The sequence below is a fragment of the Streptomyces spirodelae genome (assembly GCF_017676385.1).
Taxonomy (GTDB): domain Bacteria; phylum Actinomycetota; class Actinomycetes; order Streptomycetales; family Streptomycetaceae; genus Streptomyces; species Streptomyces spirodelae.
On record NZ_JAFFZN010000002.1, the window covers coordinates 408128 to 428141 of the forward strand.

At 72.8% G+C, this 20014-nt stretch carries 12 protein-coding genes and 1 pseudogene; 4 read left to right on the top strand and 9 right to left on the bottom strand.

Annotated features, from left to right (window positions below):
• Positions 1-78 precede the first annotated feature (78 nt).
• Positions 79-3336 (bottom strand): ATP-binding protein, encoded by a 3258-nt coding sequence (locus JW592_RS04125; protein WP_209263445.1) that lies wholly within the window; start codon positions 3334-3336, stop codon positions 79-81.
• 138 nt (positions 3337-3474) lie between these two features.
• Here JW592_RS04125 and JW592_RS04130 point away from each other — a divergent pair, with 138 nt between their 5' ends.
• Positions 3475-4791: an FAD-binding oxidoreductase gene (locus tag JW592_RS04130; protein WP_229375106.1), complete on the top strand. Its 1317-nt coding sequence runs from the start codon at positions 3475-3477 to the stop codon at positions 4789-4791.
• Positions 4792-4859: 68 nt separating this feature from the next.
• On the opposite strand, the gene JW592_RS04135 is transcribed toward JW592_RS04130, so the two are convergent.
• From JW592_RS04135 to JW592_RS32470, 6 genes and pseudogenes are all read right to left on the bottom strand, one after another.
• Positions 4860-5945, bottom strand: a complete 1086-nt coding sequence (locus JW592_RS04135) for a sensor histidine kinase (RefSeq protein WP_209263446.1) — start codon at positions 5943-5945, stop codon at positions 4860-4862.
• 85 nt (positions 5946-6030) lie between these two features.
• Positions 6031-9243 (bottom strand): alpha-N-acetylglucosaminidase, encoded by a 3213-nt coding sequence (locus tag JW592_RS04140; protein WP_209263447.1) that lies wholly within the window; start codon positions 9241-9243, stop codon positions 6031-6033.
• 77 nt (positions 9244-9320) lie between these two features.
• Positions 9321-9968: a LuxR C-terminal-related transcriptional regulator gene (locus JW592_RS04145; protein ID WP_209263448.1), complete on the bottom strand. Its 648-nt coding sequence runs from the start codon at positions 9966-9968 to the stop codon at positions 9321-9323.
• A gap of 78 nt (positions 9969-10046) precedes the next feature.
• Positions 10047-10511, bottom strand: a complete 465-nt coding sequence (locus JW592_RS32460; protein WP_267877965.1) for a nuclear transport factor 2 family protein — start codon at positions 10509-10511, stop codon at positions 10047-10049.
• A pseudogene (locus JW592_RS32465) lies at positions 10503-10880 on the bottom strand (VOC family protein); the annotation flags it as partial. The pseudogene JW592_RS32465 and the gene JW592_RS32460, both read right to left, overlap by 9 nt.
• A gap of 78 nt (positions 10881-10958) precedes the next feature.
• A complete protein-coding gene (locus JW592_RS32470; protein ID WP_307805280.1) occupies positions 10959-11960 on the bottom strand; it encodes a S1 family peptidase in 1002 nt (333 codons plus the stop codon).
• A 304-nt stretch (positions 11961-12264) separates the two neighbouring features.
• Between JW592_RS32470 and JW592_RS04160 the strand changes: the two genes are divergently transcribed.
• Positions 12265-13173, top strand: a complete 909-nt coding sequence (locus JW592_RS04160; protein WP_209263451.1) for a putative protein N(5)-glutamine methyltransferase — start codon at positions 12265-12267, stop codon at positions 13171-13173.
• A 24-nt stretch (positions 13174-13197) separates the two neighbouring features.
• On the opposite strand, the gene JW592_RS04165 is transcribed toward JW592_RS04160, so the two are convergent.
• Positions 13198-14082 carry a Gfo/Idh/MocA family protein gene (locus JW592_RS04165; RefSeq protein WP_209263452.1) on the bottom strand — a complete coding sequence of 295 codons (885 nt, stop codon included), beginning with the start codon at positions 14080-14082 and terminating at the stop codon, positions 13198-13200.
• Positions 14083-14335: 253 nt separating this feature from the next.
• Between JW592_RS04165 and JW592_RS04170 the strand changes: the two genes are divergently transcribed.
• Both JW592_RS04170 and JW592_RS04175 read left to right on the top strand, forming a co-directional pair.
• The gene (locus JW592_RS04170; RefSeq protein ID WP_209263453.1) at positions 14336-15802 is read left to right on the top strand and encodes an aldehyde dehydrogenase family protein; all 1467 of its coding nucleotides are present in this window, start codon (positions 14336-14338) and stop codon (positions 15800-15802) included.
• A 14-nt stretch (positions 15803-15816) separates the two neighbouring features.
• Positions 15817-17379 carry a GMC family oxidoreductase gene (locus JW592_RS04175; RefSeq protein ID WP_209263454.1) on the top strand — a complete coding sequence of 521 codons (1563 nt, stop codon included), beginning with the start codon at positions 15817-15819 and terminating at the stop codon, positions 17377-17379.
• A 192-nt stretch (positions 17380-17571) separates the two neighbouring features.
• Here the strand turns inward: JW592_RS04175 and JW592_RS04180 are convergent, their stop codons facing one another.
• Positions 17572-19959: an MMPL family transporter gene (locus JW592_RS04180; RefSeq protein WP_209263455.1), complete on the bottom strand. Its 2388-nt coding sequence runs from the start codon at positions 19957-19959 to the stop codon at positions 17572-17574.
• Positions 19960-20014: the final 55 nt, after the last annotated feature.

Genomic DNA, 20014 nt, shown 5'->3' on the forward strand with positions numbered 1-20014 from the left:
CCGCCCCCCGAGAGTCACCGCCACCATTGGCTGAGGCCCCGGCCATCTGATCCTCTTTCCTGCCAGGGCTCCTCCCCTCTAGGAGCGCACACCCGCGCCGGTGGATGCGCTGCCGAGGGCGCGGTGAGCCTCGGCCGCCGCTCGGGTGTGGTGGTGTGCCAGGTCGTCGCGGCCGAGGCGGGTGGCCAGTTCCGCGAGGACGGCGTGGGTGGAGCCCCAGGCCGCCGTGCCCATGCCGGCGACGATGAACTGGTCGGCGTACGGGGCCAGCAGGTCGTACAGGCGCTGAGGGTCGGGGGTGCCGAGGCGGGCGGCGACGAGACCCCAGACGGGCAGCAGGAAGTCGGCGGTCCAGTCGTCCGCGAGGTCCGTGCCCCAGCGGGCGAGCAGCTCACTTGCCCGGCCGCTGCCCCCGGCCTCGGCGGTGGCCAGGATCGCGACGGGGCGCAGCGGCACCATGTCCGGCTCCTCGGCGGCGGCCACGAGGTCGTCGGCGATCTCCGCGACCCGGCCTTGTCCGCGCCGGCAGGTGTACGTGGTGACCAGGGTCCGCCAGCGTGCGCCCCAGGGCGTGGCGGCGAAACGCACTGCGGCGTACGTACCGACCAGCTCCTCCGCCTGCGCCCAGTGGCCGTCCAGGGTGGCGCGGGCGGTCTGCGCGACCCGCACGATCGACTCCAGCTCGGGGCGGGGCGCCTCCTTCAGCAGCCGTCGGCAGCGGTCCAGCTGCCGTTCCCAGGCAGGCAGGTCACCGAGGCGCAGCAGGCAGGACATCAGAAAGGCGCGGGCGATCAGCTCGGTGGAGCGGGGCAGACCGGGCAGTGCCGCCATCTCCCGGGCGGCATGCAGACGTTCGGCGTTGCGGCCGGGTGCGAAGCTCGCGAGCAGGTGGTTGCCCAGGGCGCGGGCGAGCAGCGCGGGGTCGCCGAGCCCGCGCGCCAGCTCCACCGCCTCGGCGGTGGCTCGCTCGCCCTCGGCGCGGCGCGGGGTGTAGTGCAGCTCGACGCCGAGGGCGCCGAGCAGGCCGACGCGGTCCCGGTCGTCGAGCTGTCCGGCCAGCAGCTCCTCGATCGCGTCGACGACCGGCTGCTTCACCGTGCCGTACGGGCGCCAGTTCCACAGCGTGGGGGCGGCGAAGGCGGTGAGGATACCGATGACGGCCTGTCGGTCGCCGGACTCACGGGCCAGGCCGAAGGCCGCGTCCAGGTCCCGTCCGGCGCCGGTGGCGTCGCCCACGGCGCGGCGCGCCTGGCCGAGGTCGGTGAGCAGCCGGGCGCGCCGCGCCATTCCCTCCTCGGCCGGCAGTGCGGACAACGCCAGTTCCCAGAACTCGACGGCCTCGGCGTATGCCTGCTGCCCGGTGGCGTGCCGGGCCGCGGCGGACGCGTGCTCCACCGCCTTGGGTGCGCCGCCGACCCGGGCGGCCGCGGCGAAGTGCCGGGCCAGGGTGGCGGATTCGGCCGCGGGCAGCACGGGTTCGAGCGCCTGGCCGATGTGCAGGTGCATCCGGGCGCGCTCGCGGCGGCTCAGCCCGGTGCGCAGGGCGTCGCGCACCAGCGCGTGCCGGAAGCGGTAGTCGGGCCCGTCCGGCGGCTCGGTGAGCAGGCCGGTGGCGACAGCCGGTTCGAGCGCGTCCAGCACGTCCTCGACGGGGCGGCCGCTGACGGCGGAGAGCAGGTCGGCGTCCGTCTCGGCACCGGCCACCGCGGCGGCGCGCAGCAGCCGCGCGGTCTCCTCGGGGAGGCGGGCGACGCGGCGCTCGATGACCTCCCGCACGCCCGCGGGCAGCGCGTCTTCGACGCCGCCCTCGCTCTCCCGCAGCCGCAGCACCTCGCCCAGGTAGAAGGGGTTGCCGCCGGTGCGGTGCAGCAGTGGTTGTGACAGGTCCTCGCCAACTCCCCGGGCTCGCAGGTACGCCGCCACGTCGACGGCCGTGAACGGCCGCAGCTCCACCCGCGACGTCCTCTCGAGGCGGGCCAGCGCGCCGAGGGTGTCGCGCAGCGCGCCGGGGTGGTCGCCGGGCTCGGGACGGAGGGTTATGAGGACGAGCACGGGCTGACGGGCGACGGCGTCGGCCGCGTACGACAGAAGCCGCAGCGAAGAGACGTCCGCCCACTGCAGGTCGTCGAGGATGATCAGCAGTGGCCCGTCTCGTGCGGTCAGCGCCGATACGACGCGCTCGTACCGCTCGTACAGAGCCGCGTCCGGGTCCGCGGCGGGCTCTCCGTCCGTCAACAGGGCCCCGGCGGCGTCGTCGACCGCCGCCCGCAGCACCTGGACCCACGGCCAGAAGGCGGGCGCGGTGCCGTCGACGCAGCCGCCCCGGGCCACGGCGAAGCCGCGTGCCGCGGCCCGTTCGGCCACCTCGCCGGCGTACCGGGTCTTGCCGATCCCCGCCTCGCCGGTCACCAGCAGGGCTCCGCCGCGGCCGCCCCGTGCCGCGCTCAGCCGCTCCTCGGCCAGCGCCAGCTCGGCGTCCCTGGCGATGAGCCCGTCGGCCCGTGCGGTGGGCCGGTCCCGCGGAACGGGCGCCGAGACGGGCTGTGGCAGGGCCGGGAGCCGCAGTTCGGGGGCCTGTTCGAACACTGCCTGCTCCAGTTGGCGCAGCTCCGGCCCCGGCTGCAGCCCCAAGTCGTCGTCGAGCCTGGAGCGCACCCGGCGCAGCGCGGCGAGCGCGTCCGCCTGTCGGCCGGTGCGGTACAGCGCCAGCACGAGCAGCGCCCAGCCGCGCTCGCGGTACGGCTGCTCCACGGTCTGCGCCTCCAGGCCAGGTACGCATGCCGCCGCCTCGCCCAGCGCCAGCCTGGCCTCGTACCTGTCCTCCAGCGCCGCCGCCCGCACCTCGGCCAGCCGCGCGGCCACCGGCCGGGCGAAGCTCTCGTCGGCGAACTCGCCCAGCGGCCGACCACGCCACAGCTCCAGCGCCCGGCTCAGCACCCGGACCGCCTCGGCGTGTTCGCCCCGCGCCAGCGCCGCGCGCCCCTCGTCGGCCCAGGCCGTGAAGCGTTCCAGATCGACCCGGCCGGGTGCGACGGCGAGCAGATAGCCCGGTTCACGGGTGAGCAGCAGCCGTGGCGGGGTGCGCGGCGGGCGGTCGGGTTCGAGCACTTTGCGCAGATGGGCGACGTACGCCTGCAGGGTGCGGGTGGCCTGCGCGGGCGGCTCGCCGGACCACAGCTCCTCGATCAACCGGTCCAGGGACACCACGCGGCCGGGCTCCAGGGCCAGCATCGCGATCAGGGCCCGCTGCTTGCGGGTGCCCAGATCCCGTGGCCGCCCGGCCTCGTCGACGACCTCCACGGTCCCGAACAGCCGGAACTCCGGGCTTCCTGGCATGACTCGCTCCCTCTCCCGCGGCCCTGTGCGACCGCAGCCTGCTGCGAACTGCGACCTCAACCCGATCCCAGCTCAACCCCAGACCTGCGGCCCGAAGCTAGCGGCATCGAACAGCGAACGAACGAGAGGAAGACAGCGATGACTATCGGAAACGATCTGCGCTCCGCGGTCAAGGGCCGGATTCTCACCCCCGGCGACGAGGGCTTCGACGCCGCCCGCCGCCCCTGGAACCTCGCGGTCGATCAGCGGGTGGCGGCCGTTGTGGACGCGGCGGACGCCGACGACGTCGCCGCCGTGGTCCGCCGGGCCCGCCTGGCGGGTCTGGCGGTCCTGGCCCAGCCCAGCGGGCACGGTGCCACCGGGGACGTGGACGGCGCGATCCTGCTGCGCACGGGCGGCCTCGGCGGTGTCGAGATCCGCCCTGAGCAGCGGCTGGCCCGGGTGGGCGCGGGCGTGAAGTGGGGTGAGGTCCTTCGCGCGGCGGGCCCGCACGGGCTGACCGGACTCGCGGGCAGTTCCCCCGCGGTCAGCGTCACCGGGTACACCTTGGGCGGTGGGCTGAGCTGGTTCAGCCGCGCGTACGGCTTCGCGGCAGACAGCGTCCGTGCGTTCGATGTCGTGGACGCGGACGGCGCACGGCGGCGGGTGACAGCGGAGTCGGACCCGGAGCTGTTCTGGGCCCTTCGCGGCGGCAGCGGCGAGTTCGCCGCCGTCACCGCCCTGGAATTCGCCCTGCACCCGGCGCCGAATCTGTACGGCGGGCGGATGCTGTGGCCGGCGGCCGCCGCGCCCGCGGTGTTCGAGGTGTATCGCGAGGTGACCGCCCGGGCGCCGGACGAGCTCTCGGTCTGGTACGACCTGCTGCAGTTCCCCGGAGCCCCGGCGATGGTCGCCGTGGACGCCACCTACCTGGGCCAGACCTGGGAGGGTGCCGATCTGCTGCGCGCTTTCGAGAAGATCGATGGCCGGATCAGCGACTCCCGCGGCCCGCTCCCGGTAGCCGACCTGGGCACCATCACCGCCGAGCCCACCGACCCGGGCCCCGGCATGTCCCGCGCCGAGCTGCTGACCGAACTGACGGCCGAGGTGGCGCAGGCCCTGCTGGCCGAGCCGGTCGACCCGCTGCTGAGCGTGCAGCTGCGCCACCTCGGCGGAGCGCTGACCCGGCCCGCAGCCGACGCCGGGGCCTGCGGGGCGCTCTCCGAGCCGTACCTGCTGTACACGTTCGGCATCCCGGCCACACCCGAGAAGGCGGCGGCCGTCCGCGAGCGGCAGCGCGAGCTGGCCGCCACCCTCACCCCGTACACCAGCGGCCGCAAGCCCTACACGTTCCTCGCCCCCGGCGAGCGGGCCGCGAGCGCCTTCACCCCGGACGCGCTGGGCCGACTGCGCGCGCTGAAGCACGAGCGCGACCCCCGTGGCGTCTTCCGCACCAACTTCCCCGTCCTCGACTGACCATGCGAAAGGCACGCACGGGATACGGCCACCACCCGTCACCCACCAACGGAGCGGCAGCGTCGGGGTCACCCCGGGAGGGGGGTGGCGGGGAGTTCGAGGGTGATCATGGTGGGGCCGCCCTCGGGGCTGCTCACGGCAAGGACACCGTCGAACTGGGCGAGCCGTCGCTGAACGCCGCCCAACCCCGAGCCGGTGCCCTCCGACGTGGCACCCCCTTTGCCGTCATCGGTGACCGTCACCCGGATGACGGAGGCCCCCGAGACGTCGGCGGCGAACAGCACGTCGAGCCACACCTTTTTCGGGTCCGCGTGCTTCGCCGCATTCGTGAGCAGCTCGCTCACAGCGAAGTACACCGCCGTCTCCACGGGCTCGTCGAAACGGCCCGGCAGTTCGATGTCGTCCTCCACCGGCACCGGCATCCGCAGCGCCAGCGCGCGCAGCGCGTCGGGGAGCCCCCGCTCGGCGAGCACCGGCGGGTGGATGCCCCGCACCAGATCCCGCAGCTCGGTCAACGCCTCAGCGGAGTTCGCCCGCGCCTGCGCGATCATCTTCTTCGCCCGCGCGGGGTCCCGCTCGACGAGCGCCTCGATGGTGCCCAGGCTCATGCCCATGGCGACCAGCCGTGCCTGCGCGCCGTCGTGCAGATCGCGTTCGATCCGCCGCAGCTCCGCCGCGGAGGCGTCCACCGCGTCGTGCCGCGTCTCGTACAGCTGCTCGACGCGCTGCGCCAGCAGCATCTCGCGGGTGGGTTCCAGCATCGCCTTGGTGATCCGGTGGTTGACCGGCAGCAGCGGCGGCAGCAGGGCCGTGGTGAAGCCCGCGGTCATATCGGCGGGCAGCCAGGCCAGGTCCCGCCAGGTCGCCGGGTCCTTGAGCAGCAGTACGCAGCGCTCGACTTGGCCCACGACGCCGCTGCGCAGCTCACGCGGCCAGGGACGGTAGGGCCGGGGCACCTCCAGGCCGCCCCAGTCGCGCACGAGCCGCCTCCGCTGGTCCGCGTACCAGCGGAGGGCCTGCTGGGTGGGCGGCGTGGTGAAGACGCCCACCCCGATCGGCAGCAGCACGATCGAGACGACGCAGAGCGTGAACAGCAGGATGGACAGCGGGAGGGTGACGACCGCGAGCGCGGGTCCTCGCACGAGAGCCAGCATCAGCTCGTGTGTCTGTACCGCGGCCCGCGGTCTGTCCTCCGTCACGTCTGCCGTGCCCCCACTCCTCGGTCCCGGCCGGTCGGTCCTACTCGGTCTGCCAGTCCGCGAACTCGACCAGTGCGCGGTCGCCGCTGCCGCCGTTGGTCGCCGACATGAACAGTCCGGTGTCCTGTCTGCCTGACGCGCCCGGCGCCTCGACGGTTGAGACGGTACGCCACGACCTGCCGTCGTCGGTGGACAGCTCCCCCTTGTAGGAGGTGCCGGAGCGGGAGAGCCGCAGCAGGACGGGGGCCTTGACCCCGGAGGCCGCCCGGTAGGAGTCCAGGGTGCCGTCGCCGTCGCTGTCGTACGACAGGACGACGCCGTGCGCGGGGGTCACCGCCAGGTTGACGAAACCGGCCGAGCCGGCCTCGGCGAGGCTGTTGCGCACCACGATGCCCGCGCGGGCCCAGGGGCCGCTGTCCTCCTGGGAGACGACCTTCAGCGTCACACTGCCCCCGTCGGCCAGCGCCTGCGCGCGGTAGACGGTGCCGAACTCGGCGGTGGCCTTCCACAGGTCCGCGCCGGCGCCGTCGATCGCCCACCGGCCCGCCAGGTGACCGAAGACGGCTTCGTTGGTCGTCACCGTGCGTACGCCGTCGGGGAGCGCCCCCGCGCGGTAGATGCGGCCGTTTTCGCCGAGGGTGATCCGCTCCTGGCCCTCGGGGCCGTTCTCGGCCTCGACGGTGTACTCCAGCGGTTCCAGCGGGCGGGTCGGCTGCCGGCCGGGTGTGGTGTAGCGCCAGCGCACGGTCGCCGTGCCGCCGGGGCTGATGGCCCGGTGCCGGGTCGGGTCCTGCGCCTTGGCGCCGTCCAGGCCGTGCAGCGCGAGGTCGACGGTGCCGGTGGGGCACAGCCCGTTCTCGTTGCGGAAGACCGCCTGGACGGTGCTGGTCTCACCGGCCGGGACGGCGCGCGGCTCGGCCGACACCTTCAGCGAACCCTGGTAGGGCGCCTTGACCAGGACGTCACGGACCCGGGTCGCGGTGGTGTACGGGTCGGTGAGGGGCCGGGTGGGGTAGTCGTTCGTCTTCTTGGTCCAGGGCTCTTCCTCGGCGTACCAGTCGAACTTCTTCGGTGCGCGCCGCTGTTCGAGCGCGTCCACCAGGTCGTCGAGGAACGCCTTCCACTGCGGCAGGTGGAAGTCCCGGATGAGGCCCTGCCAGTCGCGGTTGGCGTAGTTGGCCAGGTGGCCGCCGTCCGCGGTGGGGCGGTCGCCCCAAGTGGTGACCAGCACGCGTGCGGTGCGCTCCAGTGCGGCGCGCTCCGGGCCGGAGGCGGCCGAGGCGCGGGCAGCGGTCAGCCAGGGGCCGAGCAGGAAGGCGCGGTGGCCGCCGGACATGTCGTCGGCCAGCTCCATCAGCTTCAGCCACAGCGCGGCCAGCTTCTTGAAGGTGGCGACGTCCTTCTTCTTGTGGGCCGCTCTCAGCTGGGGGATGAGCGACCAGGAGCGGTTGGCCAGGATCTGCCGCCCGGTGTCGGTCAGGTCGTAGCGGTAGGCGTCGCTGCCGCGCAGCCGTTTGCCGACGCCCAGCAGCGCGTCGAAGGCGGCGTCGAAGGCGGGCAGGTCGAAGGCCGGCGTGTGGGTGGCGTAGTAGGCGCCGGAGCGGGCCGTCAGGCTGGGACGGGCCGCGAAGATGCTGTCGTGCGGCCGCCCGTCCTTGCTGTTGATGCGGTACGCCGTCTCGCGCAGCGCCCGCATCGCCTTCTTGGCCTGCGCGTCCGTGCCGCCGTACCGGATCTTCGCCCAGGTGTCGAACCAGGTGCCGCGGTCGACCGGGCGCTGCCGCCACGCCAGTTCGCTGAACAGCTCCAGCGCTGCCGCGTCGCGATGGGTGGCCTCGGGCATGTAGCAGGTGCCGGTCAGCTTGCTGCCCCGCTTGTCGCGCCAGGCGGTGAACCGCTCCGTCCACATGTGGGTCTTGGCGCCCATGGTGGTGCGGCCGCCGAAGTTGGGGATGGTGCCGAACGCGTACGGCACCCCGCCCCAGTCCTTCTCCCGATCGGTGACCCGGTCCAGGTCGGAGAGGCCGTCGACGATGAGCATCTTGTCCTTGGCCGCGAGCCCGTCCAGCAGGTCGCGGCGCGGGTTGTTCTGCCAGCCGAGAATCACCCAGGTGGCGCCGGGCCGTGCGGTGTGCAGGGCCTTCTCCACGGCCCGCGCCGCCTGCGGCACCGGCACGTCCCCGGGGTCGCCGCCCTCGTGCAGCAGGTCCATTTTGAAGTGGTCCGCCTCACCGAACAGTTGTTTCTGGTGCCGGTAGAAGGAGGCCGCGACCTTGCGGAAGGCCGCCGTACGCGGGTCCAGCCACGGCGGCCGCTCCAGCCCGGCCCACTTGCCCTGCGGAACGGTGCGGCTGCCCTTGTTGCGCTTGGCGAAGTCGCCGGGGACGGTGCCGAAGTAGCCCGGCAGCACGGGCTTCATGCCCAGCTCGCGCATCCGGTCCACGATCTGCTTGCCCAGCGCCGTACGCCGTTTCAGCAGCTCGGTGCTGAGGGGACCGCCGTACTCGGCCATGTTCTGCAGCAGCCACCAGGGCTGGTGGGTGGGCGCCGGAATCCAGGAGCGCGCCTCCTGGTCGCTGTAGCCGAAGTCCTGGAGCATCCGGTGGTAGACGGCTTCCTGGCCCGCGGTGACCAGCACCTCGTTGAAGCCGTGCAGCGCGAGGACGTCGAGGAAGTGCTCCCAGTGCCCCCAGTCGGCGTAGGGGGCGGTGTAGCCGTCGTGCGTGTCGTTGAGCGCGAACCGGTTGGGCACGGTGGCCTGCTGCGCGTGCTGCCTGCGGGGCGCGGGCAGGGTGGCGGGCAGGTCGAGTTGGCTGCCGGCCCAGGAGATGTGCGCGTCGCAGCTGTACTTGAGGTACCAGTGCACGCCGGTCAGCAGCGCCACAGGGCCGGTGCCCGCCACGTTGATACGCCCGGCGCGGCCTGTGACCTTGAAGCGTTCGGGGCCGCCGATGTGCTGGAGCGTGATCTGGTCGGCGTGCCGGGGGAGCAGCCGTCGCAGCGCGGCCCGGGCGGCAGCCGTGGCCGCCTTGCCCGGTGCGGTGGCAGGGGCCTGGGCGCCGAGTGCGCCGTGGGCCGCGCCGGTGCTGTCCGCTGCCATGGCGGGGACATACCCGCTTCCCAGCGCGAGACCCGCGCCGAGCGCCCCCGTGGTGCCCAGCACGGCGCGTCTGTTGAGGGGGGAGCGTGCCGGGGGCACCGAGCGTTGATCGGACTTGTCGTATCTTTCCCGCTCATTGACCGGCTCGTGCATGGTGGGCGCCTCCAGATGACGGATGTCCTGCCGTATGTGACCAAAGACACGTACGGGGAGGCACGGTAACGAAGCGGTCAGCCTCGGTCGAGGTACGCGAGCACGGCGAGTACCCGCCTGTTGTCGTCGTCCGAGGGCGGCAGTCCCAGCTTTCCGAAGATGTTGGAGGTGTGCTTGGCGACGGCCCGCTCGGTGACGAACAGCTGGGCCGCGATCGCCGCGTTCGACCGGCCCTGCGCCATCAGCTCCATGACCTCCTTCTCCCTGGAGGTCAGATTGCCCATCGGTTCGTCCTGGGCGCGCCGCGTCAGCAACTGCTGGATGACCTGCGGGTCCATCGCCGTACCGCCCTCGGACACCCGGCGCACGGCGTCCACGAACTGGTCCGCGTCGAAGACCCGGTCCTTGAGCAGATAGCCCACCCCGCCGTTGCCGTCGGCCAGCAGTTCGCGCGCGTACAACTGCTCGACGTGCTGCGAGAGCACCAGCACCGGCAGCCCCGGCCGCTTGCGGCGGGCCTCCAGCGCGCACTGCAGGCCCTCGTCGGTGAACGAGGGCGGCAGCCGTACGTCCACCACGGCCACGTCCGGCTCCAGCTCCAGCAGCGCCCGGCTCAGCTCAGGACCGTTGTCGACAGCCGCGGCGATCTCGAAGTCGAACGCCTCCAGCATCCGTACGAGCCCGTCCCTGAGCAGGAAAAGGTCCTCGGCGATCACGACACGCACGGAAAGCTCCCCATTGACAGCGGCTTGGGCCGGATGGCGGCACGACGCCCTGAATCTACCGGGGAACCTCCCGGCGCATCAGCGGCCCTGTTCCTTCCGCAACGCGGCGGCGACCGCGTCGAGGCGCCCCAATCCATGGGCGACCCCGAGCCCGTCCATGTAGTCGCGGACAAGGACGAGCCGTCCGTCGCGCACCCGCAGCACCAACAGCCCGGGGAAGCGGAACGGGCGGCCCTCGGGCGCGACCGTCCCGCTCACCGTCTGCTCGACGGTGAGCACCTCCCCATCCGTACTCGGGTGCACCACGACATCCCGGATCTCCTCCGGCCGGGCCGGACTGCCGTCCCACAGCGCGTGGTAGCCCGCACGGATCTCTTCCCGCCCCGTGAAGCGCTCGGGCAGCCCGGGGAAGGCGAACGGGAACTCGTGCACGCCGTCGTCCGCGTACAGGCCGGCCAGCGCGTCCGCGTCCATGTCCAGCATCGCCCGGTGGTAGCGGTCGAGAACCTCGCGCGGTCCCGGCCGGTCCGAGCCCTGGATCAGGTCCCACCGGTTGCCGTACAGGTCCCGGAAGACGGCGACCGTCCCGTACGGCTCCCGGCGGGGCGGCTCCTCGAAGCGGACTCCGGCCTCGGTGAGACGGGCGTGCTCAGCGGCGAAGTCCGCGGTGTACAGGAAGAATCCGACCCGCCCGCCGGTCTGGTCCCCGACCCGGCGGCGCTGCGCCGGGTTCACGGCGCGGGCCAGCAGGAGTCCCGTGCCGCCGGGCGCGGGCGGCCGCACAGCGACCCAGCGCTTGCTCGCGTCGATCCTGGTGTCCTCGCGCAGGGTGAAGCCCAGCACGCCGACGTAGAAGCCCAGGGCCTCGTCGTAGTCCTCCACCAGCAGTGTGACCAGGTCGATCCGGTTCATCCGGGTGTCCCTCCCGACCTTTCCGAGAGTTTCCAGGAGGGAGGGGGCGAGGTGCCGCCCCCTCCCGGTGGCGGCGGGTCAGCCGATGACCTTGTGCATCCAGCCGCGGTGCTCGGCAACGCTCGGGTAGATGTCGGGCGTCGTGCCGCAGTCGCCGACCGACCGGCTGGTGACACCGGCCAGCCGCCAGCGGCCGTGCACCTTCGTCAGCGCGGGAGCACCCGAGTCGCCACCGCACGTGCCGGCGTAGCCGTCCGGGTTGTCCGTGCAGAAGTCGCCCTCGCGGATGCCCCAGGCGTCCCCGTCCGTCTCGTTCGAGACGCACTTGGGGGTGTCCGGAGCCAGCACCGGCAGGTCGACCTCGCGGTGCATGACGGGCAGCTGCGAGGGGTCGTTGCCCGTCGCCTTGGTGTAGCCCCAGCCCGTCGCCTTGACGGTCTCCCCGGCTGCGGGGGTCCGCCACGCCAGCGGCGCGGGCTTCTTCGAGACCTTGGAGGAGAGCTTGAGCAGCGCCAGATCGTCCGCGCTGCCGCGGTTCGCGTCCGTGTAGTCGTAGCCCGGGTGGACCACGATCTTCTTCACCTCGGCGACCTCGCCGCCCTGCGTGCGGTCCAGGGAGCCGACCCGCACATGGTAGGCGGCCGGGTCGTTGGTGCCCGCCGTGGTGGTGACACAGTGCCCTGCCGTCAGCACCCAGTCGGCGGCTATCAGGGTGCCGCCGCAGGTGTGGCCGTCGGGGTCGTCGCCGCGCTGCTTCTGCAGGGAGACGATGAAGGAGTAGTTCTCGGTGGACTCCTCACCGCCGATGATCTTCGTCTCGTACCCGGAGTCCCCCGCCGTGCCCGACTCCTGGGCCGCGTAGGCGACCGTGCCCGCCACGGCGAGCCCCAGGGAGAGGGCCGAGACGAACACCGCACGCGCGGCCCTGCCGGTGCCCCTGGCGGTGCTCTTGGCGGTACGGCGGGTGAGGCGATTTCCGAGGGAGTGCTGGCTGGTCCTGATGAGCCTGTCCTTTCTCTTCCCGCCCCGGCGGCGCCCGGCCGCCGGGGCGACTGCGGGGCGCGGCGTCGGCCACACCACCAGATGACACAAACATCTGCCGTTACTCGCGACGCGTCCATCCCACCCTCTCAACTCCCGCTTGTCCAGGGCTTTTTGGGGGACGCCGAGGGCGCGGTCCGAACCCTTCGGATGCGTGCGGGTTGCGCCCGGGATAAGGTGCGGCGACAGCAACGGATGTTCGAGCGATGCGGTGACAGAGGGAGGTGAGACGCATTTCCGCTCCGGAAGACAACGCGTTCTCGCCTCGCGGTGAACGGCCCGGCAGCAGCTGACCCGGGCGACCGCGGGCGAACGGGAGCGCTCCAGCACGGGAAAGGCTTCCATGCACCACACCACCCCTCCCTCCCCCTCTTCTCCCTCCTCTCAGAGCTCCTCCCAGCTCTCCCGGCAGTCCCCTCAGTCCCCGCTCTCTCCGCCGTCCGACCTGGTCGGGCGGCTCCGCGCGGCGGGCTGCGTCTTCGCCGAGGACGAGGCGCAGCTGCTGTGTCAGACCGCGAGCGGCCCGGCCGAACTCCGGGCGATGACGGCGCGCCGCGTCGCAGGTCACCCCCTCGAACACGTACTGGGCTGGGCGGAGTTCGCCGGGCTGCGGATCGCCGTCGACCCCGGCGTCTTCGTGCCCCGGCGCCGCACCGAGTCCTTGGTACGGTGCGCCGCCGCCTGCGCCCCGGATGAGGGCACCCCCGTCCTCGTCGACCTGTGCTGCGGCACCGGAGCGGTCGGCGTGGCACTGTTGGCCGCGCTGGGAGGGCGGGGCGAACTGCACGCCGCCGATCTCGACCCCGCCGCCGTACGGTGTGCCAGGCGCAACCTCGCCCCGGCGGGCGGCCACGTGTACGAGGGCGACCTGTTCGCCGCGCTGCCCGGCTCGCTGCGGGGCCGGATCGACGTACTGACGGCCAACGTTCCCTACGTTCCCACGGCGGACATACCGCTCCTGCCGCCCGAGGCCCGCGACCACGAGCCGCGCCCCGCGCTGGACGGCGGCCCCGACGGCCTGTCCCTGCTGCGGCGGGTCGCCGCCGACGCCGCCGCCTGGCTGGCGCCGGGCGGCGCACTGCTCACGGAGACCAGCTCCCACCAGGCACAACCGGCAGCCGGACTGCTGTCGGCCGCCGGTCTCCAGGTCACGGTCACCACCGACCCCGACCTGAACGCCACCACCCTCACCGCCCACCGCCCGGAAGAGACCGGCCCGGCGCCGCGTTGGGACGGACATGTTGATCGGTGAGCCGGCGGAGAGCTCGGTGCCGGATCACCCGGTCGGCAACTGCTGTTGAGCCGTGTGCAGCAGACCGGTGACCGTTTCCGCGAAGCGGGCGTCGCACAGGTGCTGTTCGCCGGTGCGGGCCGCCGTCAGCAGCGCTTCGACGGCGCGCCCGAAGGAGTCGGCGGGGGCCTCGTCGCGCAGCGGCAGCTCGGTGACGCCCGGGGCGCCCCGCACCTGTGCGGTCACCCCGGCCGCCGCGGGGGTCACCGAGTGGCTGAGCGTGCAGGTGCTGGAGGCGCCCGAGGTGTGCCGCAGTACCAGGTGCACGGTGTCACCGATGCCGCCGGGCGCTGCCGAGACCTGCTCCACCGGGCCGAGCAGCGGAAGCAGCACGGACAGCGCGTGCGGCCCCACGTCCCACAGCGCTCCCTTCTCGCGCCGCCAGGGCGACGCGGTGTAGGGCGAGTCGGCGCCGCCGAAGACGGGGGAGAGCCAGTCTGCTCTTCCGACCTGCCAGCCTTCCGCCGCGGCCTGCTCACGCAGCCAGCCGCCGGTCGACTCGCAGAAGTGCAGCGTGAAGAAGACGACGCAGCCGACCCCGGCCCGCTCGACGGCTTCGGCGACGCCGCGGGCCGCCTGCGGCGTGGTGGCGACGGGCTTGTCCAGGAGCAGATGGCATCCGGCCTCGGCGGCGCGCGCGGCGAGCGGCGCCTGGACATCCGGCGGGAGCGCGACAGCGACCGCGTCGCAGGCGTCGAAGAGCGCGTCCACCTCGGCCCAGGGCCGGGTTCCCAGCCGCTCGGCGAGTGCTCCCGTGGGCTCGGGGCGCCGCCCCCACACCCCGACCAGCTCCACCTCGTCGTGCGCGGCCAGCGCGGGTCCGTGGGTGCGCTCCGCCCAGGGCCCTGTCCCCAGCAGTCCGAACTTCATACCGGGCAGCGTACGAGGTCCGGGCGCGGATGCCGAGGGCGTCCCCGCGCCGAGGGCCCCGGCGGGCACGGGGGTGCCGGGCGGCGCGGGCCGGTGCCGGGTGGCGCGGCCGATACCGGGCGGCGCGGGCCGGGATTGCCCCATCGGTGCCGAATATTCCGCCGGAGGCGCACGTGACCGGTGCGCCCCGTAGCCAGCGGTGGCACTCGGGCGCAATCTTGGCGCCGGTCGGTGCGAACGAGGGAGACGGGCGATGGCGGAGCTGTTCATCGACGGGGAGTGGCGGCAGGCCGTCGCTGGTGGGCGGCGGGATGTGAGCAACCCCTTCGACGCCTCCGTGATCACCACGGTCGACGAGGCCGACGAGACCGACGTCGACATTGCCGTACGCGCCGCCAAGCGCGCCTTCGAGCGGGCCGACTGGTCCTCGGCGCCCACCCGGGAGCGCGCCGACGTCCTCTGGCGCGTACACGAACTGCTGCTGCGGGACCAGGAGGAGATCGCCCGCACCGAGACCCTCGACACGGGCAAGACCCTCACCGAGGCCCGTATCGACATCGAGGACGTGGCGAACGCCTTCCGCTACTACGCCGAACTCGCGGGCAAGGACGGCGGCCGGGTGGTGGACGTCGGCCCCGACGTGCTCAGCCGCGTCGTCTACAACCCCGTCGGGGTCTGCTGTCTGATCGCACCGTGGAACTATCCGCTGCTCCAGGCGTCCTGGAAGGTCGCCCCGGCGCTGGCCGCCGGCAACACCTTCGTACTCAAGCCCAGTGAGACCACGCCGCTGTCCACCATTGCCATGATCCGGCTGATCGCGGAAGCCGGGGCGCCGCCCGGGGTCGCCAACCTGGTGCTCGGCTCCGGCGCGACGGTCGGCTCGGCCATGACCACCCACCCCGAGGTGGACCTGGTCTCCTTCACCGGCGGGCTGGCGACCGGGCGGAAGATCATGGAAGGCGTCGCGCCCGGCGTGCGGAACCTCGCCCTGGAGCTGGGCGGCAAGAACCCCAATGTGGTCTTCGACGACGCGGACTTCGCCGCCGCCGTCGACTACGCGCTGGACGCCGCCTTCCTGCACTCCGGGCAGGTGTGTTCGGCCGGCTCCCGGCTGCTGGTGCAGGAGGGCGTGCACGACGAGTTCGTCGAAGCGCTCGGCGCCCGGGCGAGCGCCATCCGGCTCGGCAACGGCCTGGAGCCGATGACCGAGTCGGGCCCGCTCAGCTCGGCAGAGCACCGCGCGAAGGTGGAGGGCTATCTGGAGATCGCCCGCGAGGAGGGCGCCCGGCTGGTCACCGGCGGACGCCGCCCCGACGATCCCGAACTGGCCAACGGCTACTTCCTGCTGCCGACCGTCTACGCCGACTGCGACCGCTCCATGCGCATCGTCCAGGAGGAGATCTTCGGCCCGGTGGTCACCGTTGAGCGGTTCCGCACCGAGGACGAGGCGGTGGAGCTGGCCAACGACACCCGCTACGGGCTGGCCAGCGGCGTGTGGACGAGCGACGCGGGCCGCGCCCAGCGGGTCGCGAACAGGCTGCGCCACGGCACGGTCTGGATCAACGACTTCCACCCGTACGTACCGCAGGCCGAGTGGGGCGGCTTCGGCCGCTCGGGCATCGGCCGCGAGCTGGGGCCGACCGGGCTGCGCGAGTACCAGGAGGCCAAGCACATCTACCAGAACCTCTCACCGGCCCCCTCCGGCTGGTTCAAGGGCTGAGGAAGCGGACCGGCATGAATGCGAACGACGGGAACAGCTACGACTACGTCATCGTCGGCGGTGGCACGGCCGGCTCCGTGCTGGCGGCCCGGCTGAGCGAGGACCCGGACTGCCGGGTGTGCGTCATCGAGGGCGGGCCCAGCGACGTCGGCGACGAGAACGTGCTGCGGCTGCGCAACTGGATCAACCTGCTGGAGTCCGAGTACGACTACGGCTACACCACCACCGAACAGCCCCGCGGCAACTCGCACATCGTCCACTCCCGGGCCAAGGTGCTGGGCGGCTGCTCCTCGCACAACACGCTCATCAGCTTCCTGCCCTTCCCCGAGGATCTGGACGAGTGGGTGGGAATGGGCTGCGCCGGCTGGGACCCGGTCACCGTGCTGCCGTACCGCAAGCGGCTGCGCAACAACATCGTCCCCGTCGGCGAGCAGGACCGTAACCCCATCGCCCGCGACTTCGTGACCGCTGCCGCCGAAGCGCTGCACGTGCCCGTCGTCGAGGACTTCAACCGCCGCCCCTTCCCCGACGGCGCCGGCTTCTTCTCCCTCGCCTACGACCCGGAGACAGGCAAGCGCTCCTCGGCCTCCGTCGCCTACCTCCACCCCGTCATGGGCAAGCGGCCCAATCTGACGCTGACGCTGCAGACCTGGGCGTACCGGCTGCTGCCCGACGAGGCGGGGCGACTCACCCGCGTCCAGGTGCGGTACGCCGACGGCTCCACCGGCACCGTGCGCGCCGAGCGTGAAGTGCTGCTGTGCGCCGGGGCCGTCGACACGCCGCGGCTGCTGCTCCTGTCCGGTATCGGCCCGGCCGACGAGCTGCGCGCCCTCGGCATCGACGTACGGGCCGACCTGCCGGGTGTGGGCGAGAACCTGCTCGACCACCCCGAGTCGGTGATCGTCTGGGAGACATACGAGCCGCTGCCGCCGAACTCCGCCATGGACTCCGACGCCGGCCTGTTCGTACGGCGCGACACCGGCCAGCCGCGCCCCGACCTGATGTGGCACTTCTACCAGGTGCCCTTCACCGTCAACACAGAACGCCTCGGCTACCCCACACCCCCGCACGGCGTGTGCATGACGCCCAACGTGCCCCGTGCCCGCTCGGTGGGACGGCTGTGGCTGCGCAGCTCCGACCCGGCCGAGCACCCGGCGCTGGACTTCCGCTACTTCACCGACCCGGACGGGCACGACGAACAGACCATCGTCGACGGGCTGCGCCTGGCCCGCGAGGTGGCCGCGACAGCGCCGCTGCGCGACTGGCTCAAGCAGGAGATCGCCCCAGGCCCGAGGGTGAGCACGGACGCCGAGCTGTCGGAGTACGGGCGGCGCGTAGCGCACACCGTCTACCACCCGGCGGGCACCTGCCGGATGGGCGCGGCCGAGGACCCGATGGCCGTCGTCGACCCGCTGCTGCGGCTGCGCGGCCAGGAGGGCGTGCGGGTGATCGACGCATCCGTCTTCCCCACGATGCCGACCATCAACCCCATGGTGACCGTGCTGCTGGTCGCCGAACGCGCCGCCGACCTGATCACCGGGCGGCCCGGCCCGCAGCCCGAGGGGGGCGAACGCTGAGAGCCCAGTTCTTGCTGCCACGGCCGCGGCGACGCCCCGTCTGCGACGCCCGCCCCGTCTGCGACGCCCGCCCCGTCTGCGACGCCCGCCCCGTCAGCGACGCGCTTCCGCGACGCTGACGGGGCGGGACGTTGACGGGGCGGGACGCTGACGGGGAGGGGCGGCGGTCCGGCCGGGGGAGGTCCTTGGGGGTTACCTGACCCTCTCCGGGGACCGGTCGTCCACCTGCGGCGGCTGCCCGTAAGGCCCCGCGCCCCAATCGCCCGGCCCCGGCACGGAGTGCCCCGCACCAGCCGGCGCCGCCTCCCCGTGCTCCATCCGCGGCAGCCACCGCAGCCACCGCGGCAGATACCAGTTCCGCTCGCCCAGCAGCATCATCACGGCGGGCAGCAGCACCATCCGCACCACTGTCGCGTCCAGGAAGACAGCCACCGACAGACCGACCCCCATCTGCTTCATGTCCTGCATGGACAGCGTCGCGAAGACTGCGAAGACGGCCACCATGATGAGCGCGGCACCGGTCACGGCCGAGGCGGTGGCCCGGATACCGTCACGGATGGCTTCCCGGGTGCTCATGCCCCGGTCCTTGGCCTCCCGTATCCGCGAGACGACGAAGACGTGGTAGTCCATCGACAGCCCGAACAGGACGACCAGGACGAACAGCGGCATCCACGACTCGATGGCCCCGACCGCTTCCGTGCCGAACAGCGAGGCGCCCCAGCCGTGCTGGAAGACCGCCGTCATCACACCGTAGGCGGCGCCGACCGACAGCAGGTTGAGGACGATCGAGGCGAGCGCGATGGGCGCCGAGCGGAAGCAGACGAGCATCAGCAGGAAGGTGACGACCGTGATGAAGACGAGCACCGGCACGATCCCCTCCTTGAGCTGGTCGTTGAAGTCCTGTGAGCCCGCGAGCTCCCCGGCGACATAGACCTGCCCGTCGGCCGCGGCCGGTGCCAGCGTGTCCGGCACGACCGTGTTGCGCAGGGTGTCCAGTGCGGCGAGGGAGGTGTCGTCGGTGCCGTTGCCGGCCAGCGGGACATCGATGACGGCGACGTTCTTCTCGGCGTGCACGGCGGTCTGCACGCCCCGGCCGAAGTGCTCGGCGTCCTGGCGGACCGTCTTGTCGAAGTCCGCGAGCGCGGCGCGGGCCTCGTCCGAACGGATGTCGTCGGCCTTGAGGACGACGCGGGCCGGTGCCGGACCGCCGGGGAAGGTCTCGCTGATCTTCTCGGCGTTCACCCGCAGTTCGGCGCCCTTGGGCATCTGCTTGTCGAGGGGGAGCTGTTCGGTCTTCATCCCGAGCGCGGGCGCGGCCAGCGCCAGCATCGCCACGGCGGCGACAGCGGCGAACAGCCCGGGCGCTGCCAGCACCGGGCGCAGCAGCGCCCCGGAGATCCGACCGGCCGGCTTGCGCCGCCCGGCGGAGCGGTCCCGCCTGCGGCCTCCGAGGAAGGGAACCCTGCCCTTGTCCACGCGGTCGCCCAGCCAGGAGAGCAGCGCGGGCAGAATCGTCACCGAGCCGAGCATCGCGATGAAGACGACCAGGATGGTGGCGACGGCGAAGCCCTTGAACAGCAGCAGCCCCGACAGGAACATGCCCGCCATCGCCACCATCACCGTCACACCCGACACCAGCACCGCACGGCCGCTGGTGGCCGCGGCGATCCGCAAAGCCGTCTCCGCGTCCCGTCCCGCGGCCCGCTCGTCCCGCTCCCGCCGCAGGTAGAACAGGCAGTAGTCGACTCCGACGGCGAGCCCCATCAGCAGCATCACCGAGTTGGTCGTCTCGTCGATGTGCAGCAGGCCGGACGTCAGCGCGAGGATGCCGTTCGCGGCGAGGAAGGCGGTCAGCGCGAGCGCCACCGGCAGCAGCGCGGCCACCAGCGCACCGAACGCGACCAGGAGGATGCCCAGCGCCAGCGGAACGGCCGTCCACTCGGCCTTGGCGAAGTCGTCACCGAGTATCTGGTTCAGCCACTTCTTGGCGCTGGCTTCGCCGTACTGGTGGATCTCGATCCCGTCGCCGCTGTGCGCCTCACGGACCTCGCCGACTGCTTCGATCACCTCGTCGATCGGCTTCTCGTCCGTCGAGTCGGGGTCGCCCCGCATCTCGAAACCGATCAGCCCCGCGCGGTTGTCCCGGGAGGGCAGCGGCTTCTGGACGTTCTTGACCCGGCCGGTCTTCTCCACGGCCCGGGTGACCTCCTCGGCGCTCGCCCGCCAGCCGCCCTTGCCGGCGCTGGTGACCATCACCGACTCGGCCGGGGGCTCGTCGATCGAGGCATCCTCCAGGATGGCGGTGGCCCGTGCCGAGTCCCGTACGGACTGCTCGCTGTCGGCGGGTTCCGTCAGCCCGGCCATCCCGCCGAGGACCGTGGCCAGCACGACGAACAACAGCCAGCCGAAGACCGCCGTCTTGCGGTGCCGGGTGCTCCAGCCGCCGAGCCTGGCGGCCAGCCCCTGCCGGGGCGTGCGGCCCCGACCCGGGGGGCTCCCGGGAAGACCCCCGGGGCTCCCGGGAAGTGCTGACGCTTCCTCTCCGCCGTGCGGGACGGAAGGTGCGGGTGGTCTGTGCATCGGGCTCTCCCCGTTTCGTCGGTGTGCCGCGTTTCGTCGGTGTGCGCGGTGTGCG

Coding starts and splice junctions, on each gene's coding strand:
- JW592_RS04135 (WP_209263446.1), bottom strand. CDS start 5,945: ATGCTGGCTCTCGTGCGAGGACCCGCGCTCGCGGTCGTCACCCTCCCG.
- JW592_RS04170 (WP_209263453.1), top strand. CDS start 14,336: ATGGCGGAGCTGTTCATCGACGGGGAGTGGCGGCAGGCCGTCGCTGGT.
- JW592_RS04130 (WP_229375106.1), top strand. CDS start 3,475: ATGACTATCGGAAACGATCTGCGCTCCGCGGTCAAGGGCCGGATTCTC.
- JW592_RS04165 (WP_209263452.1), bottom strand. CDS start 14,082: ATGAAGTTCGGACTGCTGGGGACAGGGCCCTGGGCGGAGCGCACCCAC.
- JW592_RS04175 (WP_209263454.1), top strand. CDS start 15,817: ATGAATGCGAACGACGGGAACAGCTACGACTACGTCATCGTCGGCGGT.
- JW592_RS04125 (WP_209263445.1), bottom strand. CDS start 3,336: ATGCCAGGAAGCCCGGAGTTCCGGCTGTTCGGGACCGTGGAGGTCGTC.
- JW592_RS04140 (WP_209263447.1), bottom strand. CDS start 9,243: ATGCACGAGCCGGTCAATGAGCGGGAAAGATACGACAAGTCCGATCAA.
- JW592_RS04160 (WP_209263451.1), top strand. CDS start 12,265: ATGCACCACACCACCCCTCCCTCCCCCTCTTCTCCCTCCTCTCAGAGC.
- JW592_RS04180 (WP_209263455.1), bottom strand. CDS start 19,959: ATGCACAGACCACCCGCACCTTCCGTCCCGCACGGCGGAGAGGAAGCG.